Annotated in this window: 29 protein-coding genes; 18 read left to right on the plus strand and 11 right to left on the minus strand. The window is 66.0% G+C overall.

The genetic code is table 11. The annotated features are described in order from the left end of the window. Positions 1-45 precede the first annotated feature (45 nt). Genes dhaK through dhaM form a run of 3 tightly spaced genes read left to right on the plus strand, consistent with a single transcriptional unit; the run spans position 46 to position 2,386 of the window. The gene (gene dhaK, locus ACS5PJ_RS12145) at positions 46-1,047 is read left to right on the plus strand and encodes a dihydroxyacetone kinase subunit DhaK (protein WP_439435141.1); all 1,002 of its coding nucleotides are present in this window, start codon (positions 46-48) and stop codon (positions 1,045-1,047) included. 2 nt (positions 1,048-1,049) lie between these two features. Continuing rightward, entirely contained in the window at positions 1,050-1,682 is a 633-nt protein-coding gene (gene dhaL, locus ACS5PJ_RS12150; protein WP_439435142.1) for a dihydroxyacetone kinase subunit DhaL, read from the plus strand. Beyond that, on the plus strand, positions 1,679-2,386 hold the full coding sequence (dhaM, locus tag ACS5PJ_RS12155; protein ID WP_439435143.1) for a dihydroxyacetone kinase phosphoryl donor subunit DhaM: 708 nt from the start codon (positions 1,679-1,681) through the stop codon (positions 2,384-2,386). Before dhaL ends, dhaM begins: the two co-directional genes overlap by 4 nt. Before the next feature lie 31 nt (positions 2,387-2,417). Here the strand turns inward: dhaM and ACS5PJ_RS12160 are convergent, their stop codons facing one another. Beyond that, a complete protein-coding gene (locus tag ACS5PJ_RS12160) occupies positions 2,418-2,711 on the minus strand; it encodes a DUF3040 domain-containing protein (RefSeq protein ID WP_439435144.1) in 294 nt (97 codons plus the stop codon). Between the two features lie 149 nt (positions 2,712-2,860). Here ACS5PJ_RS12160 and ACS5PJ_RS12165 point away from each other — a divergent pair, with 149 nt between their 5' ends. Further along, entirely contained in the window at positions 2,861-3,049 is a 189-nt protein-coding gene (locus tag ACS5PJ_RS12165) for a YnfA family protein (RefSeq protein ID WP_439435145.1), read from the plus strand. A gap of 21 nt (positions 3,050-3,070) precedes the next feature. Here the strand turns inward: ACS5PJ_RS12165 and ACS5PJ_RS12170 are convergent, their stop codons facing one another. Further along, positions 3,071-3,421 carry an ArsR/SmtB family transcription factor gene (locus ACS5PJ_RS12170; RefSeq protein ID WP_439435146.1) on the minus strand — a complete coding sequence of 117 codons (351 nt, stop codon included), beginning with the start codon at positions 3,419-3,421 and terminating at the stop codon, positions 3,071-3,073. A gap of 44 nt (positions 3,422-3,465) precedes the next feature. Continuing rightward, positions 3,466-4,206 carry an aquaporin gene (locus tag ACS5PJ_RS12175; RefSeq protein ID WP_439435147.1) on the minus strand — a complete coding sequence of 247 codons (741 nt, stop codon included), beginning with the start codon at positions 4,204-4,206 and terminating at the stop codon, positions 3,466-3,468. 45 nt (positions 4,207-4,251) lie between these two features. Between ACS5PJ_RS12175 and ACS5PJ_RS12180 the strand changes: the two genes are divergently transcribed. From ACS5PJ_RS12180 to ACS5PJ_RS12200, 5 genes are all read left to right on the plus strand, one after another. After that, on the plus strand, positions 4,252-4,929 hold the full coding sequence (locus tag ACS5PJ_RS12180; protein ID WP_439435148.1) for a metalloregulator ArsR/SmtB family transcription factor: 678 nt from the start codon (positions 4,252-4,254) through the stop codon (positions 4,927-4,929). Between the two features lie 78 nt (positions 4,930-5,007). Continuing rightward, complete coding sequence (locus ACS5PJ_RS12185) at positions 5,008-5,427, plus strand: arsenate reductase ArsC (RefSeq protein WP_439435149.1); 420 nt, start codon at positions 5,008-5,010, stop codon at positions 5,425-5,427. A gap of 29 nt (positions 5,428-5,456) precedes the next feature. After that, the gene (gene trxB, locus ACS5PJ_RS12190; protein WP_439435150.1) at positions 5,457-6,446 is read left to right on the plus strand and encodes a thioredoxin-disulfide reductase; all 990 of its coding nucleotides are present in this window, start codon (positions 5,457-5,459) and stop codon (positions 6,444-6,446) included. Positions 6,447-6,635: 189 nt separating this feature from the next. Further along, the gene (locus tag ACS5PJ_RS12195; RefSeq protein ID WP_439435151.1) at positions 6,636-8,000 is read left to right on the plus strand and encodes an FAD-dependent oxidoreductase; all 1,365 of its coding nucleotides are present in this window, start codon (positions 6,636-6,638) and stop codon (positions 7,998-8,000) included. Positions 8,001-8,052: 52 nt separating this feature from the next. Further along, a complete protein-coding gene (locus tag ACS5PJ_RS12200; protein ID WP_439435152.1) occupies positions 8,053-8,487 on the plus strand; it encodes an arsenate-mycothiol transferase ArsC in 435 nt (144 codons plus the stop codon). A 29-nt stretch (positions 8,488-8,516) separates the two neighbouring features. On the opposite strand, the gene ACS5PJ_RS12205 is transcribed toward ACS5PJ_RS12200, so the two are convergent. The 4 genes from ACS5PJ_RS12205 to ACS5PJ_RS12220 form a co-directional block, all read right to left on the minus strand. After that, positions 8,517-9,011: a YajG family lipoprotein gene (locus tag ACS5PJ_RS12205; RefSeq protein ID WP_439435153.1), complete on the minus strand. Its 495-nt coding sequence runs from the start codon at positions 9,009-9,011 to the stop codon at positions 8,517-8,519. Positions 9,012-9,048: 37 nt separating this feature from the next. Next, positions 9,049-9,480, minus strand: coding sequence for a DUF3592 domain-containing protein (locus tag ACS5PJ_RS12210; protein ID WP_439435154.1), 432 nt, complete (start codon positions 9,478-9,480; stop codon positions 9,049-9,051). Between the two features lie 3 nt (positions 9,481-9,483). Then, positions 9,484-9,915, minus strand: a complete 432-nt coding sequence (locus ACS5PJ_RS12215; RefSeq protein ID WP_439435155.1) for a DUF3592 domain-containing protein — start codon at positions 9,913-9,915, stop codon at positions 9,484-9,486. A 92-nt stretch (positions 9,916-10,007) separates the two neighbouring features. Next, complete coding sequence (locus ACS5PJ_RS12220; protein WP_439435417.1) at positions 10,008-10,949, minus strand: iron-sulfur binding domain-containing protein; 942 nt, start codon at positions 10,947-10,949, stop codon at positions 10,008-10,010. Positions 10,950-11,173: 224 nt separating this feature from the next. Here ACS5PJ_RS12220 and ACS5PJ_RS12225 point away from each other — a divergent pair, with 224 nt between their 5' ends. Next, positions 11,174-11,860 carry a hypothetical protein gene (locus ACS5PJ_RS12225; RefSeq protein ID WP_439435156.1) on the plus strand — a complete coding sequence of 229 codons (687 nt, stop codon included), beginning with the start codon at positions 11,174-11,176 and terminating at the stop codon, positions 11,858-11,860. 59 nt (positions 11,861-11,919) lie between these two features. After that, positions 11,920-12,072 (plus strand): hypothetical protein, encoded by a 153-nt coding sequence (locus tag ACS5PJ_RS12230; protein WP_439435157.1) that lies wholly within the window; start codon positions 11,920-11,922, stop codon positions 12,070-12,072. Positions 12,073-12,087: 15 nt separating this feature from the next. On the opposite strand, the gene ACS5PJ_RS12235 is transcribed toward ACS5PJ_RS12230, so the two are convergent. Both ACS5PJ_RS12235 and disA read right to left on the minus strand, forming a co-directional pair. Then, complete coding sequence (locus ACS5PJ_RS12235) at positions 12,088-12,714, minus strand: alpha/beta hydrolase (protein WP_439435418.1); 627 nt, start codon at positions 12,712-12,714, stop codon at positions 12,088-12,090. A gap of 71 nt (positions 12,715-12,785) precedes the next feature. Next, positions 12,786-13,862 carry a DNA integrity scanning diadenylate cyclase DisA gene (disA, locus tag ACS5PJ_RS12240; protein ID WP_439435158.1) on the minus strand — a complete coding sequence of 359 codons (1,077 nt, stop codon included), beginning with the start codon at positions 13,860-13,862 and terminating at the stop codon, positions 12,786-12,788. Positions 13,863-14,117: 255 nt separating this feature from the next. Between disA and ACS5PJ_RS12245 the strand changes: the two genes are divergently transcribed. The 4 genes from ACS5PJ_RS12245 to ACS5PJ_RS12260 all read left to right on the plus strand — a co-directional run bounded on the left by ACS5PJ_RS12245 (position 14,118) and on the right by ACS5PJ_RS12260 (position 19,481). Further along, the gene (locus ACS5PJ_RS12245; RefSeq protein WP_439435159.1) at positions 14,118-15,779 is read left to right on the plus strand and encodes an alpha-amylase family glycosyl hydrolase; all 1,662 of its coding nucleotides are present in this window, start codon (positions 14,118-14,120) and stop codon (positions 15,777-15,779) included. A gap of 198 nt (positions 15,780-15,977) precedes the next feature. Next, on the plus strand, positions 15,978-17,591 hold the full coding sequence (locus tag ACS5PJ_RS12250; RefSeq protein ID WP_354148162.1) for a peptide chain release factor 3: 1,614 nt from the start codon (positions 15,978-15,980) through the stop codon (positions 17,589-17,591). A gap of 6 nt (positions 17,592-17,597) precedes the next feature. After that, positions 17,598-18,842: a beta-ketoacyl-[acyl-carrier-protein] synthase family protein gene (locus tag ACS5PJ_RS12255; protein ID WP_439435160.1), complete on the plus strand. Its 1,245-nt coding sequence runs from the start codon at positions 17,598-17,600 to the stop codon at positions 18,840-18,842. A 48-nt stretch (positions 18,843-18,890) separates the two neighbouring features. Further along, complete coding sequence (locus ACS5PJ_RS12260) at positions 18,891-19,481, plus strand: flavin reductase family protein (protein WP_439435161.1); 591 nt, start codon at positions 18,891-18,893, stop codon at positions 19,479-19,481. A gap of 2 nt (positions 19,482-19,483) precedes the next feature. Here the strand turns inward: ACS5PJ_RS12260 and radA are convergent, their stop codons facing one another. Further along, complete coding sequence (radA, locus tag ACS5PJ_RS12265; RefSeq protein ID WP_439435162.1) at positions 19,484-20,857, minus strand: DNA repair protein RadA; 1,374 nt, start codon at positions 20,855-20,857, stop codon at positions 19,484-19,486. Positions 20,858-20,929: 72 nt separating this feature from the next. Then, on the minus strand, positions 20,930-22,057 hold the full coding sequence (locus tag ACS5PJ_RS12270) for an FUSC family protein (protein WP_439435163.1): 1,128 nt from the start codon (positions 22,055-22,057) through the stop codon (positions 20,930-20,932). 268 nt (positions 22,058-22,325) lie between these two features. Here ACS5PJ_RS12270 and pstS point away from each other — a divergent pair, with 268 nt between their 5' ends. The 3 genes from pstS to pstA all read left to right on the plus strand — a co-directional run bounded on the left by pstS (position 22,326) and on the right by pstA (position 25,599). Further along, positions 22,326-23,447: a phosphate ABC transporter substrate-binding protein PstS gene (gene pstS / locus ACS5PJ_RS12275; RefSeq protein ID WP_439435164.1), complete on the plus strand. Its 1,122-nt coding sequence runs from the start codon at positions 22,326-22,328 to the stop codon at positions 23,445-23,447. Between the two features lie 106 nt (positions 23,448-23,553). Then, positions 23,554-24,486 (plus strand): phosphate ABC transporter permease subunit PstC, encoded by a 933-nt coding sequence (pstC, locus tag ACS5PJ_RS12280; RefSeq protein WP_439435165.1) that lies wholly within the window; start codon positions 23,554-23,556, stop codon positions 24,484-24,486. Beyond that, positions 24,487-25,599, plus strand: a complete 1,113-nt coding sequence (gene pstA / locus ACS5PJ_RS12285) for a phosphate ABC transporter permease PstA (RefSeq protein ID WP_439435166.1) — start codon at positions 24,487-24,489, stop codon at positions 25,597-25,599. Positions 25,600-25,652: the final 53 nt, after the last annotated feature.

The following is a 25,652-nucleotide window of genomic DNA, read 5'->3' on the forward strand; positions in this document are numbered from 1 at the left end:
GGTCAAGGTGCATCCTCCGGAAGCACCGTCCCCAGGAGTTCGGCCATGAAGAAGCTCATCAACGACCCCCGCGCCGTGGTTGCCGAGTCCGTCCAGGGCTTCGGGCTTGCCCACGCGGGCCTCGTGACGGTCAACGCGGATCCGCTGTTCATCACGCGTAAAGACGCGCCGGTCGCCGGAAAAGTGGGGCTCCTTTCGGGCGGCGGCAGCGGCCATGAGCCGCTTCATGCCGGATTTGTCGGACGCGGAATGCTCGACGCCGCCGTGCCGGGGCCGGTGTTCACCTCGCCCACGCCGGACCAGATCCTTCCCGCGACGCTGGCCGTTGACTCTGGTGCCGGCGTCGTCCTTATCGTGAAGAACTACACCGGTGACGTCCTGAACTTCGAGACGGCCGCGGAGCTGGCGGAGGCTGAAGGCGTAGCCATCCGCACAGTCCTGGTAAACGACGACGTAGCGGTGGAGGACTCGCTGTACACCGCGGGACGCCGCGGAGTCGGTGGCACCGTGCTGGTGGAGAAGATCGCCGGGGCAGCCGCGGAACGCGGCGACAACCTGGATGCGGTGGCCGCAATCGGTGACCGCGTCAACCGCAACGTCCGCACCATGGGCGTCGCGCTGTCCGCGTGCACCGTTCCGCATGCGGGAACACCCAGCTTCGATCTCGCGGACAACGAAATTGAGATCGGCGTTGGCATCCACGGTGAGCCGGGCCGGCACCGGATTCCCATGGAGGGCGCGGACGGCATTACGGACCGCCTGCTGGACCCCGTGCTTGCCGACCTGGGAATCGCAGCAGGTGAGAAGGTCCTGCTGTTCGTCAACGGGATGGGCGGTACGCCGCTGAGTGAGCTGTACATCGTGTACCGCCGCGCAGCGCAGGTGATAGCCGGCCTCGGAGCCAGCGTGGAGCGCTCACTGGTGGGGAACTACATCACCGCCTTGGACATGCAGGGCTGCTCCATCACCGTCCTGCGCCTTGATGATGAGCTGACGCAGCTGTGGGACGCTCCGGTGCACACGGCCGCGCTGCGCTGGGGCGTGTGATCATGGTGCTGGATGTGAACTGGACCATTAAGTGGCTGACTCTGTGCGCGCAGGCAATGGCGGAAAACAGGGTCTACCTGATCGAACTGGACCGGCCCATCGGGGACTCCGATCACGGCGAAAACATGGACCGCGGCTTTCAGGCAGTACTGGAGAAACTGGCTGAAACCCCGCCGGAGACACCCGGCGCTGCACTGAAGCTGGCCGCCATGGCCTTGATGTCCAAGGTTGGCGGCGCCGCGGGCCCCCTGTACGGAACGGCGTTCCTGCGGGCCTCTGCTGCGGTGGGCGACGCGGCCGAGGTTGGTCCGGAGGCCTGGGCAAGGGTGGTGGCGGCGGCCCGCGACGGGATTGTGGCGCGGGGTAAGGCCGGGTCCGGCGACAAGACCATGGTGGATGCCTGGACCCCGGCCGCCGGGGCGGCGCAGGCGGCCGCCTCGCACGGTGCCGGCAACGTGCTTGAAGTTCTGGTTGCCGCGGCCGAGGCCGCCGAGGCCGGCGCCATTGCCACAGACCCCCTGATCGCACGGAAAGGCCGTGCCAGCTACCTGGGGGAGCGGAGCGCGGGCCACCGCGATCCCGGAGCCGCCTCCAGCGCGCTGATCCTCCGTGCCGCCGTCGAGGCAGCCGCGTGACCGTTCGTCTCGTGGTGGTCTCGCACAGCGAAAAGATCGCCGACGGCGCCGCGGAACTGGCCGCCCAGATGGCGCCCGACGTCTTGATCCTCGCCGCCGGGGGAACCGGGGACGGCCGGATCGGGACCAGCCTGGAGAAGGTCATGTCCGCCCTGGACCGAGCGGTCGGGGGCGATGGAGTGGTGGTGGTGACGGACCTCGGGTCGGCCGTGATGACGGCTGAATCCGCCCTTGAGCTGGTTGCGGACCCGGCCGGCGTGCTCCTGGCCGACGCCCCGTTGGTGGAAGGCCTCGTGGCGGCCGCGGTGGCAGCTCAGGGCGGCGCAGACCTCAAAGCGGTGAAGCGGGCCGCGGAAGCCGTGTGCGGCGGGGGCCCGGCGGACGCAGAGCAGGCGGCCAGGTTCGCGGCAGGCACCGTCACCGAAGGGTCCGTTACCGGACAGGGGCCGGATTTCACCGGTGACTTCGAACTGGTTAACGAAGCCGGCATGCATGCCCGTCCGGCTGCCAAAATCGCGGGTGGCCTTGCAGCCCTTAACGCCGAAGTGACCGTCAACGGGGTGGACGGGACAGCGATGACATCCCTGATGACCCTGGCCGCAGGAAAGGGCTCGGTGCTCCACGTGGAGGCATGGGGTCCCGATGCGGAGCGGGCCATCAACTATGTAGGAGGCCTGGTCCAGGCAGGCTTCGGAGAGCCCTGACCCCGGACCACAAGCTGCGCGTGCGGGTTTGTTATTTTACTTGCGGCCGGCGGTGCAGGGTCGGCTTATGCCCCTCGAACAGCAGGTAGGTGCCGACGCCCATCAGAAGGAAGCCGGCCACGCCCACGGCGATGATCTGGGTGCTTACGCCGGCGATCAACAGAACGATCCCGAACATTCCCGCGACCGCTCCAAGATAGGTGCTCCGCTTGAACCGTGAGCCCACTGAGCCGGATGAGAGCTCCTGGGCGAGCCGCGGATCCTCGGCTGCCAGTCCCGATTCCAGCTCTTCGAGCTGTTTCCGCTCCCGATCTGAAAGTGGCACCGAAACCCCTTCCCGGCGTGCAGTGTTCTCTAAATCCAACATCTGCAGTGTTAGTAATACTGAAAGTACAGCGTCCTTGAGGGAAGTCAAGGGGGCGGTTCCGGAGGTGTCGAAAGCGGCCGCCCGGACGGGCAGGCGATGATGGAATCATGACCATCGCCAAATCTGTTCTGCTTTTCAGGATCCTGGCCGCCTACGGTGGCGTCTTCATCGCAGGGTCACTGGCGTGGGGTGTGGTCTTTGACGGCTTCCGTCCGGACCGCTGGGACGTCGTTGGCTCCATGGTGTGCCTGGCGGGTGTGGCTGTCATCATGTTCACACCCCGGGACGCGGGCTAAGGGTTACATGGCCGGCAGCTGTCAGAGCGCGGCGAGGAGGCCGGCGGTCTTTTCCAGGGCGCCTGGAACGAGGGAGTAGTAAGCCCAGGTGCCGCGCTTTTCGCGGTGCAGCAGACCTGCATCCACCAGGATCTTCAGGTGGTGGGACACCGTGGGCTGGCCCAGGTCCAGTGGTCCGGTCAGGTCGCAAACGCAGGATTCCCCGGCGGCTTCGGCTTTGACCATGGAAAGCAGCCGAAGGCGGTTCGGATCTGACAGGGCCTTGAAGACAAGGGCTTTCTCCAGGGCCTCCTCAGCGCCAAGGGCGGGCATGGCCGACGGGGCGCAGCAGGCTTCGTCCGTCTCGGCGGCAAGCACGGGCAGTGAGTTCATCTCTCCATTATGCCCTCATATTGACAGCCATCAATATATTCGTGCTACTGGCTGGCCCGCTCGGCGCCATGCGGCAGGATGACATCGTCAGCGGCCCGGCCCGCCGCGGGGAAAAGGATGGCCAGGATACCCACGCCCAGCACTGCGCCGACCAGTTGCGCTGCGATGAAGCCGGGCACAGAGCCCGGTGCGATGCCGGCGAAAGTATCACTGAAGATGCGGCCCACCGTGACGGCCGGGTTCGCGAATGAGGTGGAGGAAGTGAACCAGTAGGCGGCTCCGATATAGGCGCCCACTGCCGGTGCCGCAAGCACGCCGCGGGAGGTGGCGGCGAGGGCAAAGATCAGCAGGATGAGCCCGGCCGTGGCAACCACCTCGGCCAGCAGGTGGCCGGGTGTCGCGCGCTCCTTGGCGGAGATCGAGGAGCCCACGTCAAACATTGCATTCGCCAGCACGCTGCCCCCGGCTGCGCCTGCAGTCTGGGCCACCACGTACGTAGTGAGCTCCGGCAGGGTCAGCCCGGAGCCGCTGCGGCGCCCCAGGAACCAGTCCGCCAGGGAAACGGCCGGGTTGAAGTGCGCGCCGCTTACCGGACCCAACATCAGGATCAGCACCGTCAAGCCCAGGACGGTGGCCGTGCTGTTCTGCAGCAGCTGCAGGCCGGTGTCGCCGGGGGAGAGCTGCTGGGCGGCTATCCCTGATCCGACAACGATGGTCACGAGCAGGGCTGTGCCGAGCATCTCGGCAACGGCACGGCGCCACAGTGGTGGCTGGGTTGAAGTCATGCCACAAGCTTGACGGAAAGAACTATCTCAGTCAAAATTGACTCAATGAATACTGAGGCAAGCGAGAAGCTCCGGGCGCGGGCGGCCAGGCATGCGGCGCTCGCCGATCCCACCCGGCTTCGCATCGTGGACCTGTTGACCCTGGGGGACTTTTCTCCCACGGAGTTGCAGGATGAGCTGGGAATGTCGTCAAACCTGCTGTCCCACCATTTACGCGCACTGGAAGAAGCCGGGCTGGCAACCCGCCACCGGTCGGAGGCGGACAAGCGCCGCAGCTACCTCCGGCTGGCGGCCGGAGCCCTTGAAGGCCTGGTGCCGGGCGTGGAGCACAGCGCAGGCAGTGTGCTGTTCGTCTGCACCAGGAACAGTGCGAGGTCGCAGCTGGCCGCCGCGCTCTGGCGGCAGGTCAGTGACATCCCGTCTGCGTCTGCGGGAACACACCCTGCGGACCGGATTGCCCGGGGTGCCATCGAGACTGCCCGCCGCCATGGCCTTGATCTGCCCGACCGTCCGCCGAGCGGGCTGGATCTGCCCGCCTTGGAGGACGGGCTCGTGGTGACCGTTTGTGACAATGCCCATGAAGAGCTGGCCGGGCGGGGTGATGTCCACTGGTCTGTGCCGGATCCCCTCCGACTGGGCACCGCTCAAGCCTTCGACGCGGCGTTCGAGGACCTTGCCCAACGCATCAGTGGCCTCGTGCCCCGCGTGCTGGCCAAATATTGACATCCATCAATGTATTGCTCGATACTTCCTGTATCGATAACTATCAATGTTCTTGCCGAGAACTGAGAGAAGAGACCCGTGAGCACCGAAACCAAGAAACCTTCAGTCCTGTTCGTCTGCGTCCACAACGCCGGCCGTTCGCAGATGGCTGCAGCATTCCTGACTACTCTCGGCAAGGGCGAAATCGAGGTCCGCTCCGCGGGTTCCCAGCCGGCCGACAAGGTTAATCCGGCCGCCGTAGAGGCCATGGCCGAGCTGGGCATCGACATGTCAGCCGAGATCCCCAAGGTCCTCACCACCGAGGCGGTGAAGGAGTCGGACGTTGTCATCACCATGGGCTGCGGCGACGAATGCCCGTACTTCCCGGGCAAACGCTATGAGGATTGGGTACTCGAAGACCCTGCAGGCCAGGGCGTGGACGCCGTCCGCCCCATCCGGGACGAGATCAAGGGCCGCATTGAAGGCCTCATCGCATCCCTGGCCCCAGCCGCCAAGTAAGACACTTCCGAGCACCAGGAGACCGTTTCGTGAGCGAGACCGTAAACACCGAACAGCTGATCATCATCGGGTCCGGCCCTGCCGGCTACACGGCGGCCATCTACGCTGCCCGTGCGGGCTTGAAGCCTCTCGTGCTGGCGGGGTCCGTCACTGCCGGCGGTGCGCTGATGAACACCACCGAAGTGGAGAACTTCCCGGGCTTCCCCGGCGGCATCCAGGGCCCCGAGCTGATGGACGGCCTCCAGCAGCAGGCGGAAAAGTTCGGCGCCCAGGTAATGTTCGACGACGTCACTGAAGTGACGCTGAAGGGGCACCTCAAGCGGGTGGTCACCGGCGCCGGCGAAACCTACGAGGCCCCGGCCGTCATTCTGGCCACCGGTTCGGCCTACAAAGAACTGGGACTTCCGGAAGAGAAAAAATTCAGCGGACACGGAGTCTCATGGTGCGCCACCTGCGACGGGTTTTTCTTCCGCGGGCAGGACATCATCGTGGTCGGGGGCGGCGACTCCGCCATGGAGGAAGCGACCTTCCTGACCCGTTTCGCCAAGTCCGTGACCGTCGTTGTCCGCAAGGGTGAACTCCGTGCCTCACGGATCATGGCCCAGCGTGCCAAGGACAACCCCAAAATCAGTTTTGCCTGGAACTCGGCTGTCACTGCCATTCACGGAGACGGCAAAGTCACCGGTGTGACCCTGGCCGATACGCGGACCGGTGAGGCACGCGAACAGGCGGCCACGGGGATCTTTGTGGCGATCGGGCACGTCCCGCGCACGGAGCTCCTGCATGGGCAGGTGGACCTTGATGACGAGGGATACATCAAGGTTGATTCGCCCACAACCTGCACCAACCTGACCGGCGTCTTCGCCTGCGGGGATGCCGTTGACCACCGGTACCGCCAGGCCATCACGGCAGCGGGCACCGGCTGTGCCGCGGCGCTTGACGCCGAGCGTTACCTGGCCGCCCTGGACGACGCCGACAGCATCGCCACGGCCCTGGTGGAAGAACCAACCCACGCTTAGACCCCAGGACAGGGGAGGAGGTGAGCGTAAATGATCACCGGATGCTGCGGGGATGCTGGCTGCTGCGATGACTCTGGCTGCTGCGAGGACGAGCAGGACTGCTGCTGACCATCGCCGCCTGCCGGCCCCTGCTGGCCGGCAGGCACCTCCCGCCACAACAGCCACAACTTTGAAATAACAGAGGACACCATGGATTCAGCGAAGAACCTGCCGGTTGCCGTGATCGGTGCCGGACCCGTAGGCCTGGCCGCCGCGGCCCACCTGCTTGAGCGCGGCCTGGAACCGCTGGTCTTTGAGGCCGGGCCCACCGCGGCGTCCGCGATAGCCCAGTGGCGACACATCCGCCTGTTCTCACCGTGGCGCTTTAATGTCGACGCTGCCGCCGTCCGCCTGCTCGAATCCACGGGCTGGAAGATGCCCCGGCCCACTGCCCTGCCTTACGGCGGTGAGCTTATCGACAGCTACCTCGCGCCCCTGGCAGCTGTTCCGGCCATCAGTTCCCGCCTTGAGACCGGGGCCCGGCTGCTGGCCGTAACACGGCTGGGCATGGACAAAACCCACACGAAGAACCGCGACAACACACCTTTCGTGATCCGGGTCCGGCACTCGGACGGTGAGACCCGCGACCACACTGTCGGAGCGGTCATCGACGCGTCCGGAACGTGGTCCCGCCGCAACCCGCTCGGTACCTCCGGCCTGCCCGCCATGGGCGAGGACGACGCCGCAGGCAGGATTTCCCCGCCGCTTCCGGATGTCCTTGGCCGGGACCGTGCCTCGTTTGCCAACCGCAGGATCCTGGTGGTCGGCGCAGGGCATTCCGCCGCAAATACCCTCATCAGCCTGGCTGATCTCGCGAAGGACGAGCCGGACACCAAAATCCTCTGGGCGGTCCGCGGCGACTCTGCCGAGAAGGTCTATGGCGGCGGCGACGCCGACGGCCTGCCGGCACGGGGCCAGCTCGGCGCCCGGCTCCGCCGCCTGGTCGGGGCCGGATCCATCGAACTGCACACGGGCTTCGGTATTGCTTCGCTGAAAGCCCTGGACTCGCACCTCAGCGTCGAAGCCGTCGACGGGCGCACCATCGATGCCGACGTCGTGGTCCCCTGCACCGGATTCCGCCCGGACCTGGACATCCTCCGTGAACTCCGGCTGAACCTGGACCCGGCCGTTGAGGCGCCTGTGGAGCTGGGGCCGCTGATCGACCCGGAATTCCACTCCTGCGGCACCGTCCCGCCGCACGGGGCCAGGCTGCTCGCCCATCCGGAAAAGGATTTCTACATCGTGGGCATGAAGTCCTACGGCCGGGCACCCACGTTCCTGCTGGCCACCGGTTATGAACAAGTGCGCTCCGTGGCCGCAGCCCTCGCCGGGGACGCCGAGGCAGCCGACACCGTCCAGCTCGAACTTCCCGAGACGGGGGTCTGCTCTACCGACGGCGGCTCCAGCTGCGAAGTCCCCGCCGCCGCTGAAGCAGACTCGTGCTGCTCAGTGCCGGAGACGGTGAGTCTCGGCTTCCCAACCGGCCTGTCCCACGGCCGCTCAGGCCTGGCCTGAACCTGTCCGACCAAACCCTTGCCGCCTCACTCACGAAGGAAACAACGTCCTCATGACCCAGGAAACCTCCGCCACTTCGAAGACCCCCTCCGTGCTGTTTGTCTGCAGCAAGAACGGCGGCAAATCACAGCTCGCAGCGGGGCTCATGAACCAGCTGGCCGCAGGCACCGTCACCGTCCACTCCGCCGGAACGAAACCCGCCCAATCCCTGAACTCCCAGGCCGTGGAGTCGCTGACCGAACTGGGCATTGATATCACCGGCGAACACCCCAAAGCAGTCACCGAAGAGGTCCTGGCCTCCGTGGACGCCGTCATTGTCCTCGGAACCGAAGCGAAGCTTGACCCTATCGCGGGCACCCGCTTCGAAGTCTGGGAAACCGACGAGCCTTCCGAACGCGGCATCGAAGGCATGGAACGCATGCGCCTGGTCCGCGACGACATCAACGCAAGGGTCGGGAAGCTCTACGCCGAACTCACGGGCAGTTAGGGACCGCAAAGGCAGGAACCTCCCGGCCGCTATTCCGGGTCGCTTTGGCGCAGGCCGTTGGCGTCAAGGTTCACCGAAGCGGTGATGAACCGCCCGCAGTGCTCCCCGAACGGGTAGGCGCCGCGAGGCCGGAACTCCAGGGTGCGCACCGGCAGGGCCGATCCGTCCGGTGCAGTCCCCGTTGCCGTGAGGTCCATCAGCTCCTCGGTGAGGGAGTCAAGCATCAGCATCCCGAGCCTTGTTCCGTTCGGCGAAGCCGTGGCTGAGCAGCCACCTTCCGGCGTGCAGCCCTGGTCGATGGAGTCACTGCCGGCGAACAGCTCGAGGTCGGACTCCTTGCAGACGCCGCCTTGGCACGCCTTGAGGTGCAATGTCCCCACCTGGGCCGTGTAGTCCCGCGCCACCGTCACGGAAACTACGGTGGCCTGCGCGATCGCAGGGCATGGCGCCGGGATGGGGTAGTGGTAACAGCCGGTGAGTACCGTCGTCGTCATCAATGCCAGAAGCACCGCGGACTTGCGCATACTTCAGCGTAGATCCGGCGGAATCAGTGCTGAACGGCTACCAGAGAAGTGACGCAAACATTGTTATGGCCCCGGCGCCGAAGACCACCAGAATGAGACCTGTAGCCATGCGGCCCTTGGCGACCACAAATCCCGGACGGGTGGATTCAGCCGGGTTGGCCGGGTTGTAGCGCACCGGAATGTCCGTGCCGATGATCTCCTGGTCCGGGCCGTAGATATCGGACTGGCCCAGCCAGCGCTTCCCGGCGGCGTCGTGGAACTCGAAGGACGGCGCGAAGCGGTTGCTGCCGTTGCTCCCGTGGCCGTCTTTGCCGTGCAGGTTTCCGGTGACGGTGGCCGAAGCCTCCACCCACCCGCGCGTGGAGGCGCGGCGCCGATAAGAGGCAGTCAAGGACATCGCCACCAGGATCAGGCCAAGGACCAGGAAGAGTCCGGGCAGGACGATGAAGATCAGTTTCACAGAGTCCATGGTTCAGCCCAGCGGGAAGGCGCCGGCAACCCAGAACAGCAGCAGGGCGAAAAGTGCGAAAGCCGGAATCAGGCACCCGATGACCGCCTTGGACTCGGACGAGATCTCGAAGGACTGGTTGGGATTCGCCGGGTTGTAGGCCACCTCCAGGAGCGAGCCCGGTACCTGCTGGTTACGGTGCCCCACCTCCGACTCACCGGCATACAGGGTCCCGTTCGGGTCAGCGAACTGATACGTGGGATAGAAGACGCGGCTTCGGCTGCCGCCGCCCCCGCCGTTCGTCCAGCCCCCTACATTGCCTGTAACGGTGGCCTGCACTTTTGGCCAGCTGGCGATCAGCTGTTCATGCCGCTTGGTCTTCCGCAGGTTTCGGACGAGGAGGAAAATGGCGGCCGCGACAAAAAGCGCCCAGATAATGTACAGCACGATTCTCATAAACATCCCCCGGTTCGAGTCACCTGAAAGTATGCCATCCGGACGGCGCCGTTCCGTAACCAGCGTCCGGCGCAGTGACTCAGGCCTGGCTGTCAGGCGGGCAGCCGGTATGCGTCCTGGTGCAGCTGGGCCAAGCCGTCGCTGACCAGTCCGGCCAGTGCGCGTTCGAGCTGTTCCGGCGCGGTGTTGAGCCGGTGCAGCGCGGCCAGCGGTACCCCGATGCCCTCAGGTGCGAACCCGAGATCGGCCGGCTCCTGCTGGAACATCACAGCCGGCACCGGGGCGGCGGCGAGCCGGAGCACGGCCATCACGGCCCCGCGGACCTGGCGGTCAGTGCCGTGCCACGCCTGGCCCTTAGGGGTGTACGACGGCGGCGGCTCGCCCGCCGCGAGCCACGCGCAGGAGTCGCGGACCGGGCATGCTGCGCACTTCGGTGCCCGGGCCGTGCAGACCAACGCCCCCAGTTCCATGACGGCGGCGTTCCACCGGACCGACGTTCCGCCGTCGTCCGGCAGCAGTTCGGCCGCGAGCCTCATCTCCGCGGCCGACAAAGACGGGGAGGGGAGCGCGACGCCGGAAACCAGGCGTGCGTGCACGCGCCGGATGTTGGTGTCCACCACGGTCTCACGGCGACCGAAGGCGAAGGCAGCAACAGCGGCGGCGGTGTAGCTTCCCACTCCGGGCAGGGCAATCAGTTCGGCGTAGGTGCCGGGGACCTTGCCGCCGTGATCGGCGACGATGGCGGCGGCAGCCGCATGGAGCCGCAAAGCCCGGCGGGGGTAGCCGAGCCGTCCCCAGGAACGGACGGCTTCACCGGCAGGTTCACCTGCGAGGCCCGCAGGGGTGGGCCAGCGCTCAATCCACTCCCGCCAGACCGGCTGGACACGCACCACCGGGGTCTGCTGCAGCATGATCTCGCTGATCAGGACGCCCCACGGCGAGCAATGCGGCTCCCGCCAGGGAAGATCGCGTGCGGTCTCGGCGAACCAGCCAGTGATCCTGTGGTGCAGGGAGATGAGTTCGGTGCTGCTCAGTCCGGTGGTGCTGGGCCGGCTGGTGCCGGGCCGTCCGGGCACAGGCAGGGCGCCGCTGTCCGCGAGCACGGCTGGGGTGAGGGTTGAAGCGTCGATCCCAACACTGTAGTGGATGCGCCTGAACCGGCGGGCAGTCCAGCCCACGACAAACTGTGACCTGAGCGTTGGCTGAACGCCCGGCGTGGTGGGACGGCGGAATCCGGCCTGTTCTCTAGCCTAGAAGAATGGGCAGGCAAGGCAATTCATCACCACGCAAGACGGCATCCGGGTACGGGGCCGGTTCCGGCGGCAGCGGCAAGACCAGCGCCGCTGTCTACCGCCGCCGTCGGCTGTTTGTCGGCGTAGCACTCCTGGTGGCCGTGGCCCTTGGGCTGGGCGGCTTTGCCGTGTCCGGCGCGTTCAGCGGCAAGCACGCATCCTCCACCGACGGCGCCACGGACGGTGCCACCGGGCCGGCATCCTCACCCGCTGCGACGCCGTCGGAACCCCAGGCCGCCACACCGACGCCCACCCCCACACCCTCGTGCAACCAAAACCTCGTGACGGTGTCCGCGTCCACCGACAAGGCCGCCTACGGACCCGATGAGAGCCCGCTGCTCAGCCTCAAAGTGACCAATGGCGGCACCATGCCCTGCGAAGTGAACATCGGCACGTCGCAGATGGAGTACCTCATCACCAGCGGAGCAGACAGAATCTTCTCCTCCCGGGACTGCCAGGCCAAGAGCGACGACCTGGTGAAAACCATCGCCCCGGGCGCCAGCGAGACAGCAAACATGCCATGGCCGCGCAACCGGACGCTCGAAGGCTGCAGCCCCATCGAGGCCAAGCCCGGAGCAGGCGGCGCGTATTACATTTTCACGGCAAAGCTCGGCGCCAAAGCCAGCCCCAAGGCCGTCTTCCAGCTCAACTGACCGGGCCGCCGGGCCGTGCCCTCCGGGTTTGACGGATCCGGCGGGCGTAGGATTCCGGTATGGGACTCATCATTGCGCTTCTGGTCATCTGGCTCGTTCTGTCTATCGTTGGCTTTGCCGTGAAGGGACTGATTTGGCTGGCAGTCATCGCCCTCATCCTGTTTGTCGCCACAGGCGTCTGGGGCTGGATGAAACGCAAAACCAGCGCCTGAGCTGAGGTCCTGCGTTCAGCGGCGCAGCAGGTAGTCCGCCACCCCGGCGGGGTTTGCCAGTGCCAGGAGATGGCCGCCGGCCACAACATCCGGCTCAACGCGCATGCGTTCGCGGGCCACCCGTCGCTGGAATTCCAGCGGGAAGAACCGGTCCGCCGCGCCAATGAGCACCCGGATGGGGATGTTGGGCCACCGGGTGAAGTTGCATTCCGATTCGAAGGCGGCACTTGCCTCGCTCCGTTGATGATTTTCCCCGTCGGCTGCCACTTCCGGTGGAATGTCATGCAGGAAATAGGTTTCTGCGTCGAATTCGGTGCTGTAGCCGCGCGCCGTCGCCGCGGCTTTCTGTGCTGCAGCCCAGCCGGTGTTCTCCCACCAGGCCCCGGGCGACTCGCCTGGCAGGGGGATCATCGCATTCACCAGGACGAGCTCCCGGACCGAAGCCTTTTCGCACACAAGCGGGGCGGTGAACGCGCCCAGCGACTGCGCCACGAGGACGGCGTCCTGGCTGTCACCAATGGCTTCGAGCACCAGGCGTGTGTACTCCTGCAGGCCGGCGCTTTCGTCGTCACCGGGCAGACGACTGCGACGGCGTCGTGGCCCGCCTCCTGCAGCAGAGGCAGGACCCGGCTCCAGTACCAGGCTGCGCCACCCGCACCCGGTACAAGAACGAACCTGCCCACCGAAGTGTCTCCCACGTGCAGGCGCCGGGACTAGAGGAACCGGTCCAGGAGGCTGGCCTCGGCCATGCGGCTCAGGCCCTCGCGGACAGTCCGGGCGCGCTGGTCGCCGATGCCGTCCACGGTCATCAGGTCATCGATGGTGGCCGCCATCAGGAACTGCAGTCCGCCAAAGTGGTCCACCAGCCGGTCAGCCACAGCCTTGGGGACTGCCTTGAGGCCTGAGAGCAGACGGTAGCCGCGGGGCTGCACCACGGCGTCGAGGTTGGCCTCGCCGCCGGCAAAACCGACGATTCCGGAGATTTTTCCGAGGTCGATCAGCTCGGTGGGGCCGAGGCTGACCAGGGCGCTCACGGCTTTTTCGATGTCCTCAGGGGTGGCATCAGGCCGGGCGTAGTCACGGATGATGACATCGCTGCCTGGCCCGCGGCCCACGGTGAGCTCATCCAGCTGGAGGGACAGCAGCCGGCCGTCCTCGCCCAGTTCCAGCACGTACTGCGAGATTTCCTCGGAGATCCGGCGGACCATCTCCTGGCGCTGCAGGGTGACCGCCACGTCCCTTACCGTCACCATGGCCTCGATCTCCAGCGCGGACAGCGAGCTGGTCACCTGGTCCAGCCGGGAGCGGTAGCGCTCCAGGGTGGCCAGGGCCTGGTTGGCGCGGGCCAGGACCTTCTCGGAGCCCTCCAGGACGTGCCGGAGCCCGTTCACGTAGAGCGCGATGATCTGCATGGACTGGCTCACGGAGATCACGGGCACGCCGGTCTGGATGGCCACACGCTCGGCGGTACGGTGCCGGGTGCCGGATTCCTGCGTCTCGATGCTTGAGTCGGGCACCAGTTGGACTGCGGCGCGGAGGATGTTCCCGGCGTCTTTGTCGCAGATGATGGCGCCGTCCATCTTGGCCAGCTCGCGAAGCCTTGTAGGGGAGAAGTCGATGCCGATGTCGAACCCGCCCGAACAGATGGATTCGATGGTCCGGTCAATGCCCAGCACGATCAATGCACCTGTCCGCCCCCGGAGGATGCGTTCGAGCCCATCCCGTAGGGGAGTGCCAGGAGCCACTCTGCCCAGAGTCGCCTTGAGCGATTCTTCGGGGCTCCGAGCCATAGTGTTCCCTTCAAAGGTGCAGACTGCCGCCCGCGGTGTTCGCCGGATTTAAGCTCCGCCGGCGGGTCCAAAAGTACTCAGTTTCCCGCAAGCTCAATACTAGAGGTAAGAATGGGCAACAACCGCACAACGAAGCCCTAAAGTGGCCCATACGGGGTGCCCCTAAAATGCGCATATCGGGTTCGGCGGCGGCTGCCCGGCAGGGGCACTTGGAAGCGGCCAGAAACGGAAACCGGACAGGGAGCGTGTACGCGTATGGACGAGCAGAACCCGGGCGCGGCAGTGGGAACCGCAGTAGCCAGCGAATCGTCCGCTGCCCTTCCGAAACCCCCTGAATGGTTGGCGAACGCCGTCATCTACGAGATCTATCCACAGTCGTTCGCGGATTCCAACGGCGACGGCATCGGTGACCTCCCGGGCGTCCGGGAGCACCTGGACTATCTGGAGTGGCTCGGGGTGGACGTGATCTGGTTCAATCCGTGCTTCGCGTCGCCCTTCCGGGATGCCGGCTACGACGTTTCCGACTACCTTGCCATCGCCCCCCGCTACGGGACCAATGAGGACATGACTGCCCTGATCCAGGAGGCCGGAAAGCGTGGAATCCGGGTCCTGCTGGACCTTGTGGCTGGCCATACCTCTGTGGATCATCCGTGGTTCCGCGCTTCCATGAACGAGGAATCCGACCACCGCTATGTCTGGTCGGACCGCCCCGGTGATGCCTTTGTCCCCTCGCCCGGACGGCGACCGGGCTGGTACCTCAAGAACTTTTTCCCCGAACAGCCGGCGCTGAACTTCGGTTACGCACGGCTGGCCGAGGACGAGCCGTGGCGGCAGCTGACGGATGCCGCCGGACCGCAGGAAAACCGGGCGGCACTTCGGGAAATCATCGGTTACTGGCTTGATCGCGGGGTGGCCGGCTTCAGGGTGGACATGGCATTCTCACTGGTCAAGGATGATCCGGGCCTGGTCGAAACCACTGCTTTGTGGCGGGAGCTGGCGGTGTGGATGAAGGGCGCCTACCCGGACGCGGTCCTCCTTCCGGAAAGTGACGAATGGAGAACGGTCGACGCCGGCGCCCGGGGCGGCTTCGACGCAGACTTTTCGCTCGTCATCCATGAGGAGCACAGCGCGCTCTTCAACAACGGAGGCGCCGGCCTGCTGCCGTGGCAGGAAAGCACCGAGCCCTGCTATTTCGATCCGGACGCTGACCCCGCCGAGGGCACCCTCGCCTTCGGAAAGTTCCTGGGCCTGTGGAACCACCACCTCGAAACCAACGGGCCGGACCGCCTTGTGGTGCTGCCATCGGCCGATCACGACTTCTCGCGGCTGGCCTGCGGGAACAGGACAAGCGGGCAGCTCCCCGCCGCGTTCACGTTCCTGCTGACCTGGGGTTCGATCCCGTCGATCTACTTTGGCGACGAAATTGGCATGCGCTACCTGGAGGGGGTGCCCGAGAAGGAGGGCAGCATCTGGACGCCCAAATACAACCGGGCAGGCTGCCGCACCCCCATGCAGTGGGACAACGTCCTTGCCAACGCCGGCTTCTCGACAGCACCGCCCGACGATTTGTATCTGCCCCTGGATCCCGACCCGGACCGGCCCGCGGTGGCGGCGCAAAGGGAGGATCCCGACTCGCTCCTGCACTTCGTTCGGAGCCTGGTTCAGCTGCGCAAATCAACCCCGGCCGTGGGGACCGGAACGCCCACGAGGCTGCTCGCCGTCGGCTATCCGCTCGTCTACGTCAGGAACGGCACGCACCTGGTGGTCATCAACCCGCTTCGGCGCGCCACGCAGGTTGCCGTGGAGCTTCCCGGTGGTTCAACGGCGCGGCACCTTATTGGTGCCGGCGTCCGGATCGACGCCGGCACCGTCTACGCCGACGGCTTCGGCTGCGGTGTGTTCGAGCTCGCGGGATAGCCCTGGCCGGCCCGCGTTCACGGCCAGCATTTCGCCGGCTTCGTCCAGCTGATTACCGTTGATGAGTGTCCCCAGGGGCGCCCCTTCGGCTTGTGGCCGTTGCTGCGATAAACTTGGAACTTGGCTGTCAGAGAGCCACGCTTCCCCGGATGGCCCGCCGAGCGCCTGGGGTAACCCCATCGCAGCGAAAGTAGCACCGTGTCCCAAGATGTCCTGAGCCCCGCCCGAGTCCATGAGATTCACAAACAGGCGGCCCGGCGTCGGACCTTTGCTGTTATTTCCCACCCTGACGCCGGCAAGTCCACGCTGACCGAGGCGCTGGCCCTGCACGCGAAGGTGATCGGCACGGCCGGCGCCTCCAGCGGCAAGGCCAACCGCAAGGAAACGGTCTCCGACTGGATGCAGATGGAGAAGGACCGCGGCATTTCCATCAGCTCGGCGGCGCTCCAGTTCTCCTACCGGGACACCGTTATCAACCTCCTGGACACCCCCGGGCACGCCGACTTCTCCGAGGACACCTACCGCGTGCTGGCCGCCGTCGACTGCGCGGTGATGCTGGTGGACGCCGCCAAGGGCCTGGAAACCCAGACCATGAAGCTGTTCGAGGTCTGCAAGCAGCGCAACCTGCCCATCATCACCGTGATCAACAAGTGGGACCGCCCCGGCCTGGACGCACTGGCCCTGATGGACGAGCTCACCGAACGGACCGGCCTGCAGCCCATGCCCCTGACCTGGGCCGTGGGCATCTCAGGCGATTTCCGCGGCGTCTGGGACCTCCGCAACGACAGGTTCGCCAGTTTCAAGCGCAACAACTCCGGCGCCAACATCGCGCTGACCGAGTACTTCACCCCGGAGGAAGCCGCCGAGAGCCAGGGCAGCAACTGGTCCGACGCCGTTGACGAAGCCGGACTGGTGATCGAATCCAACTCCGAGTTCGACGTCGAGGCGTTCCACGCCGGCACCGCCACCCCCATCCTCTTCAGCTCCGCAGCCCTGAACTTCGGTGTGAAGGAACTGCTGGATGCCCTCGTCGACTTCGCCCCGCAGGCGGCTCCGCGCCCCGACATTGAGGGCAGCCCGCGCCCGGTCGAATCGCCCTTCTCAGGGTTCGTTTTCAAGGTACAGGCCGGCATGAACAAGGCCCACCGCGATCACGTCGCCTTCATCCGCGTCTGCTCCGGCGTCTTCGAACGCGGCATGGTGGTCACCCAGACCCGGACCGGAAAATCGTTCGCCACCAAGTACGCCCAGCAGGTCTTCGGCCGCGAACGCGAGGTCATCGACGAGGCCTACCCCGGGGACGTCGTGGGCCTGGTTAACGCTTCTTCCCTGCGCGTCGGTGACAGCCTCTTCATCGAGGACGCCGTCGAATTCCCGGCCATCCCGCTGTTCGCCCCGGAGCACTTCCAGGTGGCACGCTCCAAGGACCCCAGCCGCTTCAAGCAGTTCCGCCGCGGCATCGAGCAGCTCGAACACGAGGGCGTCATTCAGGTGCTCCGCTCCGACGTCCGCGGCGACCAGGCGCCGGTGCTTGCCGCCGTCGGCCCCATGCAGTTCGAAGTGGTGGAGGACCGCATGGCACACGACTTCAGCGCCCCCATGCGGCTGGAACGCCTGCCGTACTCGATCGCCAGGATCTCGACGGCGGATGCCATGCCTGCGCTGGCCAACGTCCCGGGCGCCGAGGTGCTGTTGCGCTCCGACGGCGAATACCTCGCCCTGTTCAACGACGTCTGGGCCCTGCGCCGGATCGAGAAGAACCACCCCGATCTGACCCTGGTGCCGATCGGCACGCACAACCCCGCGAAGTAGGCCACAATGACTGCAGTTCAACCAGGCCCGGTTCAGCCGCGTGCCCTGATCACCGGCGCCGGGACAGTCAACCCCCTTGGCTCCACTGTCGCGGAAACCTGGTCCAGGCTTGTTGCCGGGGAATCAGGAATCGCAGCCCTGGACGAAGCCTGGGCGGAAAAGCTGCCCGTGCGCATCGCCGGACAGGTCACCACGGACCTCTCCGAACACCTCACCACCCGCGAGCTCAAGCGGATGGACCGGTGCGGCCAGCTTGCGCTCATCGCGGCCCGCGAGGCCTGGCAGCAGGCAGGTGCGCCCGACGTCGATCCTGAACGCTTTGCCGTGGTGATCGGCTCGGCCTACGGCGGACTCGGCTCCACCCTGGAACAGGACCGGACCCTTGCCGAATCAGGCCCCCGCAAGGTTTCCCCCCATACGCTCACCCGCCTGATGGTCAACGGCCCCGCGGCCTGGGTGTCCATCGACCTCGGTGCCCGCGGCGGAGCCCGGACGCCCGTCAGCGCCTGCGCGTCCGGTGCCGAAGCAATTGTGCAGGGCGCCGAGATGATCCGGTCCGGAGCTGCCGACGTCGTCATAGCCGGCGGGGTGGACGCCTCCGTCAATGACCTGGTGATCACCGGCTTCTCCCAGATCCGTGCCCTCTCCACCCGCAACGGGGAACCGCAGCGCGCGTCGCGCCCGTTCGACGGCGGCCGCGACGGTTTTGTCCTCGCTGAGGGAGCCGGGATCGTGGTGCTCGAGAGCGAAGCGCATGCCCGCGCCCGCGGCGCGGCCGTGCTCGGCGCCGTCGCCGGCGGCTCGGTAACGTCCGACGCCAACGACATCGTGGCTGCCGATCCCGCCATGCAGCGAAGGGTGATGCAAAAGGCCCTGGCATCGGCCGAAATGGAAGCCTCGGACATCGGTTTCGTCCACGCCCACGCCACGTCCACCCCTGTGGGCGACCGGCTCGAGGCACAGGCCATCAGCGCGATTTTGGGCTCCGACGTGCCCGTAACCTCCACCAAGGGCCACACCGGCCACCTCCTGGGCGGCGCCGGAGCGCTCGCCGCCGTCGTGGTGGTCCAGGCCCTGCAGACCGGGCAGCTCCCCGGAACGCTGAACATTGAATCGCTCGATCCGGAGCTGAACCTGAACGTCGTCACGGAAACGGTCCACACCCTGGCGCCCGGTTCTGCGCCTGCAGGCCTGGTCAACGCCTTCGGCTTCGGCGGCCACAGCGTCGCCCTGGTGATCACCAAGGCGTAGTTGAGGCCGGAGTACGCTGGGACCGGAGTCAACAGCAAGGAGGCTGCGGTGACCACGGAAGCACCCGGGGCCCCGTTCGGCACCCACGAACTCCGGCAGGCATTCGGCACGTTTGCCACCGGTGTCACGGTGGTGACGTGCAATGCCGATGACGGGGTGCCGCACGGCGCCACAGTGAACGCCTTCACAGCGGTGTCCCTGGATCCGCCGCTTGCCCAGGTGACGTTGACCCGCACCTCGCGGGCAGCCCGCTATCTGGAGGGTGCGCCGTTCGCCATCAACATCCTGTCCCTTGACCAGATGGACGTGGCCCACCACTTCGCCGGCAGGGTCATGGAAGAGGAACCGGAATGGACCCTGGACGGCGATGTGCCCATCCTGACGAGGAATGCGGCCACCCTTGAATGCCGGCCGTGGAACATCTACGACGGCGGCGACCACATCATCGTGGTGGGGGAGGTGATCGCCCTCGAGGTCACCGGGCGTGAACCGCTGCTCTACTTTGGTGGCAGGTTCCACAAGATCGGACGGCTCGTGGACGGCACGGCAGGGGACCGGACGGCTGAGGTGCCCGAAGCGCCCGACGACGGCTGGTTTGCCGGCGCCAGGTCCTTCAAGCCGCTGAGCCACGAACCCTAGGTTTACCCGATCAGCAGGCTCAGGGCCTCCGTCAGGTGTTCGACCTCCCGGACCGAGAACCCGGCGGGAACGGGGCCCGGTCCGTTGTGGCTGGCGGGAACCACTGCGTGGGTGAAACCCAGCCGGTGCGCCTCCTGGATCCGCTGGTTAATGCCGGGCACCGGGCGCACCTCGCCCGCCAGGCCAACCTCCCCGAAGGCGATCAGCCGGATGGGCAGCGGTTTGCGGGCCTTGGCGGAGGCAACCGCCAGGGCAACTGCGAGGTCCGTGGCGGGTTCGCTGAGCTTCACCCCGCCCACTGTGGCCACGTAGGAGTCGTCCTTGTGCAGCAGGCAGCCGGCCCGCTGCTGCAATACCGCCAGCAGCATGGAAACGCGCGAGCTGTCCAGGCCGCTGGTGGCGCGGCGGGGCTGGGAGTTGGCGCTTTCGGCCAGCAGCGACTGCACCTCGGCCAGCAGCGGCCGCCGCCCTTCCATGGTCACGGTGATGCAGGTGCCGGAGACGGGCTCCTTGGTGCGGCTGACAAAGAGCCCACTGGGGTCGGTGAGTCCTTCGATGCCGTTCTCGTTCAGGTCGAAACAGCCGACGTCGTCCGTGGGGCCATAGCGGTTTTTCACGGCCCGCAGCATCCGGAGCCGGGAATGGCGTTCGCCCTCGAACTGGCAGACCACATCCACCAGGTGTTCGAGGAGCCGGGGGCCGGCGATGGAACCGTCCTTGGTCACGTGCCCCACCAGCAGCGTGGTCATGTTGCGCCGCTTCGCCGCAGCGATGATGGACGCGGCCACTTCCCTGACCTGGGAGACACCGCCTGCACTGCCGTCCACATCCGCACTGCTGAGGGTCTGGACCGAGTCGACAATCAGCAGCCGTGGTTCGATCTTTTCCACCTGGCCAAGTGCCTGGCCGAGGTCCGTTTCCGCCGACAGGTAGAGGGAATCGGCGACGGCGTCGATCCGTTCGGCGCGCAGCTTCACCTGCGCGGCGGACTCCTCACCGGTGACATACAGGACGTCCTGCGCGGTGCGGGCGAACTTGGCTGCGACGTCCAGTAGCAGCGTTGACTTGCCCACGCCGGGTTCCCCGGCCAGCAGGATGACGGCGCCCGGAACAAGGCCGCCGCCCAGCACGCGGTCCAGCTCGTCAACGCCGGTGGGCAGGAACGCCGCCGTGGTGGCGTCCACTTCGGCAATCCGGCGGGCCGGTTCGAGAACGGTTGTCGCCGCCGTCGTCCGCGCCACCGCGGCGCCGGTTTCCTCAACGGTGCCCCAGGCCTGGCACTCGCCGCAGCGCCCCACCCACTTCACTGCCGTCCAGCCGCACTCTGCACATTTGTACGCGGGCGCCTTGGACGCGCGGGTTGTCTTGGTAGCCATGGATTCCACCCTACTGTCGGGCACCGACACCGACGGCCACCGCCGGTCCCATTCCCATTCCCAGCCCCAGGCCTACAGCCCAGGCAGCACGTCCCTGGCCTCATCGGCATCCATGCCGGCAGCTTCCAGCAGGTCCACCATGAGGGGCCGGAACAGCATCACCACGGTCTCGCCCTCCAGACGCTCGACTTCCAGGAGCTTGGGGTGGAGCCGCAAGGCGATCTCACTGAAGTCCTGGCGGGCGGTGCGCAGGTGGGCGCGCCGGACGCCGTCGTGCGTTTCAGCCAGGCCCAGCGACAGCTCATCAATGGCGGCAGCGGTTTCCCGAAGGACTTCGGCGATGTTTTCAGTGGCTTCGTTCGACAGCGCCGCGTGGTTGATGGCGCTGGTGAGCCGGCGGGCAAAAACGCGGCTGTTCCTCAACGCGAGGTCAATGAAGTCAAGGGAATGCTCCAGCCGTTCCAGCTCGTCCCGGTGCCTGCGGTACGCAGGCGCCAGGGTGGCCACCTCACCGGAGGCGCGCAGGGACTGCCGCATGCGGTCCACCAGCGGCTGGCAGTTCCGGCCCCGGACCAGCGCGTGCCAGGCCTTGGTGGAGTCGCTTTCAATCAAGGCGGACGCGCATTCGCGCAGCACTTCGGCAAGCTCGTGGAGCAGTTTCCGGACGTCGCTGCGCGGCTCGCGGCGCGGGTCCTTGGGGATCAGGACTGTCACGAGCAGTGCAAAAAGGCCGCCAACGATCGCATCGATGCTGCGGGTAAACGGCCCGCCGGCCGGGGCGGGCAACAGCACCACCAGCAGCGATTGCAGCCCCAGCTGCGTGGTGAAGATGTTGCCGCTGTCCAGGAAGCGCGCCAGCAGGATGGACACGAGAAGAACGACGGCGGCAACCCAGATGTCGCCGCCCAGCCAGTGGAGGAGCAGGTCACCCACCGCGATGCCGATGGTGCAGCCCAGCCCCACTTCCATCACCCGCCGCAGCCGCGGCTCACGCGAGAAGCCCAGAGCTATCAGCGACGACGTGGCCGCAAAAAGGGGGCCGGAGTGTCCCAGCACATATTGGGCGAACGCGTAGGCGCCCACGGCACACCCGGTCATCTGAATGGCGGGGAACAGGGAGTTACGGCTGCGGATCAGCCCGGTTTTCATCCGTCCGCGCAGGAAACGCCTGCTTGCTGAGAATCCTGCTGCTGCGGCCATGCCTTCCAGTCTATTTGCAGCCGCCGTTCGAATTTGCGGCCCTTGCCGACACGCCCCGGTCCACTACGTCCGGAAGTGTGACCTGCGCAATGGCGACGGTGCACATGTTGGCTAATGGCCAACCTCCGTTAACCTTCCGTTCACTCTGGGCCGCCAATCCCTTTACCTGCTCCCCCTAAATTCGATGAAGGTACAAAACGTACGCATCGCGCTGCAGGGCGTCTCCAGTCCTGCCCGCAACTGAATAACCCTGGAAGGGGTACATCTAGTGAAGGCACTCCGCTTCGGCCGCCACGCGGCTATCGCTGTTATCGCAGCCGGCGCACTCGCGCTTACCGCCTGTGGAACAGATAACGCCACGGGCAACACGCCTGCGGGCACCCAGACTGCTGCGGGCCCCAAGGTCACCGGCACCCTGACCGGCATTGGCGCTTCCTCCACCGGCGCAGCCATGGATGCCTGGAAGGCCGGCTTCGCTTCTGCCAACTCCGGCGCCACTGTGCAGTACTCCCCGGACGGCTCCGGCGCAGGCCGCAAGGCCATCATCGACGGTTCGGCCCAGTTCGCCGGTTCCGATGCCTACCTCAAGGATGAAGAGCTTGCCAGCTCCAAGACCCAGTGCGGCCCCGAAGGTGCCATCAACATCCCGGTCTACATCTCCCCGATCGCCGTTGCTTTCAACCTCCCCGGCGTCACCGAGCTGAAGCTCGACGCCACCACCGTCGCCAAGATCTTCCGCGGCCAGATCGCCACCTGGAATGACCCGGCCATCGCGGCCCTGAACCCGGGCGTCACCCTCCCGGACACCAAGGTCACCCCGGTCAACCGCTCTGATGACTCCGGCACCACCACCAACTTCACCGAGTACCTGGCCTCTGCCGCTGCAGAAGTCTGGACCGACAAGGCTTCCGGCATCTGGCCTGCATCCCTGCAGGGCGAAAACGCCAAGGGAACCTCAGGTGTGGTCAAGACTGTCACCGACACCCCGGGCGCCGTGACCTACGCCGATGACTCGGCAGTGGGCGGCAAGCTGGGCACCGCCTCGATCAAGGTTGGCGAGGAGTTCGTCAAGATTTCTGCCGACGCTGCATCCAAGGCTGTTGAAGCCGGCAAGCCCGTAGAAGGCCGCTCCGCCACCGACGGCGCCATCAAGCTGGACCGTAAGACCACCGCCAAGGGCGCCTACCCGGTGGTGCTGGTTTCCTACCACGTTGTCTGCACCACCTACCCCAAGCAGGAAACCGTTGACCTGGTCAAGGCCTTCGAAACCTATGTAGTCTCGGATGCGGGCCAGAAGGCAGCTGCCGACGCCGCGAAGTCCGCGCCGCTTTCGAAGTCGCTTTCCGAGAAGGCTGTCAAGGCCATCGAATCGATCAAGGTCAAGTCCTAGTACCTGTCCCTGAACCAAGTTCCCCGCCACGCCGCTAAGGTGGGGCGGGGAACTTGGTTTTTTGCAAGCAAGCTTTTTTGGCACCACCACAACCGAAGGGTCTGGAATGACCGCCACCTCCCTGAGTTCTTCCCAGGGCGCAGGCCGCACCGGGGATAAGATCTTTTCCGGCGCCGCCCTGGCCGCCGGATGCCTCATCCTCGCCGTACTGTTCGGCGTGGCATTGTTCCTGGTAGTACAGGCCATTCCGGCGCTGACAGCTCCGGCCGCTGAGATCCAGGGCGGTAAGGGCTTCTTCGCCTACATCTGGCCGATCGTCATCGGCACGCTCATTGCCGCAGTCGTCGCATTGGTGATCGCCACCCCCATCGCTATCGGCGTGGCCCTTTTCATCTCGCACTTCGCCCCACGCGGACTCGCCTCAGCCCTTGGCTATGTGGTTGACCTCCTGGCCGCCATCCCGTCCGTTATCTACGGCGCCTGGGGTGCTGCGTTTCTGGCCAGGGAAATCTCCCCGGCGTACAACTGGCTCGCCGAGAACATGGGCTGGCTGCCCATCTTCCAAGGCCCGGCTTCCGCCACCGGCAAGACCATCCTGACCGCGGGCATCGTGCTCTCGGTGATGGTACTGCCCATCATCACGTCCCTGAGCCGCGAAATCTTCCTGCAGACCCCCAAGCTCCACGAAGAGGCCGCATTGGCACTCGGCGCCACGCGCTGGGAAATGATCAAGATGTCTGTCCTTCCGTTCGCCCGCCCGGGCATCATCAGCGCCGTCATGCTCGGACTGGGCCGCGCGCTCGGCGAGACCATGGCTGTGGCGCTGGTGCTCTCCTCGGGAGCCCTGACCGCCAGCCTGATCACGTCCGGCAACCAGACCATTGCCGCTGAAATTGCACTGAACTTCCCCGAAGCCAGCGGACTCAAGGTCAGCACGCTGATTGCAGCGGGCCTGGTGCTTTTCGTCATCACGTTGGCCGTGAACATGGTGGCCCGTTGGATCATCAGCCGGCACAAAGAATTCTCGGGAGCAAACTAAATGTCCTCCACCCTCACTCCCGTGCGCAGCAAGCGCTCAGCCCTTACCAAGGGCCAGCTGCCCGCGTTCGCGCCGTACCTTGTTCTGGCTCTGGCGCTCATTGTCGGGGCCGCCATCATGGCGCTGATCGGATTCAACCCATTCGGCTGGGGCATTCTCTCCGCCATCCTGTTCGCCGCCGGCCTGGTGGGCTGGAGCGCCGTCGTCGAAGGCTCACGCAAGGCAAAGGACAAGCTGGCCACCTGCCTGGTGGTGGGCTCGTTCCTGATCGCGCTGCTGCCCCTGATTTCCGTGATCTGGACCGTGCTGGTCAACGGCATCCCTGGCCTCATCTCGCCGGGTTTCCTCACCAACTCCATGAACGGCGTTACGGGCGTCTACGACAACAAGGCCGTTGAAGTGGGTGCCCCGGTGATCGGCGGCATCTACCACGCGCTGCTTGGCACAGTGCAGATCACGCTGGTAGCCACCGTGATCTCGGTCCCCGTGGGCCTGCTGACCGCCATTTACCTGGTTGAATACGGCAACGACGGCCGCCTGGCCCGGGCCATCACGTTCTTCGTTGACGTCATGACCGGCATCCCGTCCATCGTGGCCGGCCTGTTCGCGGCAGCCTTCTTCTTTGCCGTGGTGGGGCCGGGCACCAAAACGGGCGCCGTCGCCGCCGTCGCCCTCGCTGTCCTGATGATCCCGGTGGTGGTCCGCTCCAGCGAGGAAATGCTGAAAATCGTCCCCAACGAACTGCGCGAAGCGGCCTACGCACTCGGCGTTCGTAAGTGGCGCACCATCCTCAAAGTGGTCATCCCCACGGCGATCTCCGGCATCGCGTCGGGCATCACGCTGGCGATCGCACGCGTGATCGGTGAGACGGCCCCCATCCTGGTCACCGCCGGGTTTGCCACCAGCATCAACAGCAACGTGTTCGGCGGCTGGATGGCGTCACTGCCTACGTTCATCTACACGCAGATCCTCAACCCCACATCGCCCGCCAATCCGGACCCGTCCTCGCAGCGGGCCTGGGGCGCAGCCCTGGTGCTGATCATCCTGGTGATGATCCTGAACCTCGGTGCGCGCCTGATTGCCAAGGCGTTCGCACCCAAGACCGGCCGCTGACACTTCCCTCCGGAAGCCGGCCCTGTCAAGCTAATTCATATCCTAAGTAAGTG

The organism is Pseudarthrobacter cremeus (genome assembly GCF_051857465.1).
GTDB lineage: Bacteria > Actinomycetota > Actinomycetes > Actinomycetales > Micrococcaceae > Arthrobacter.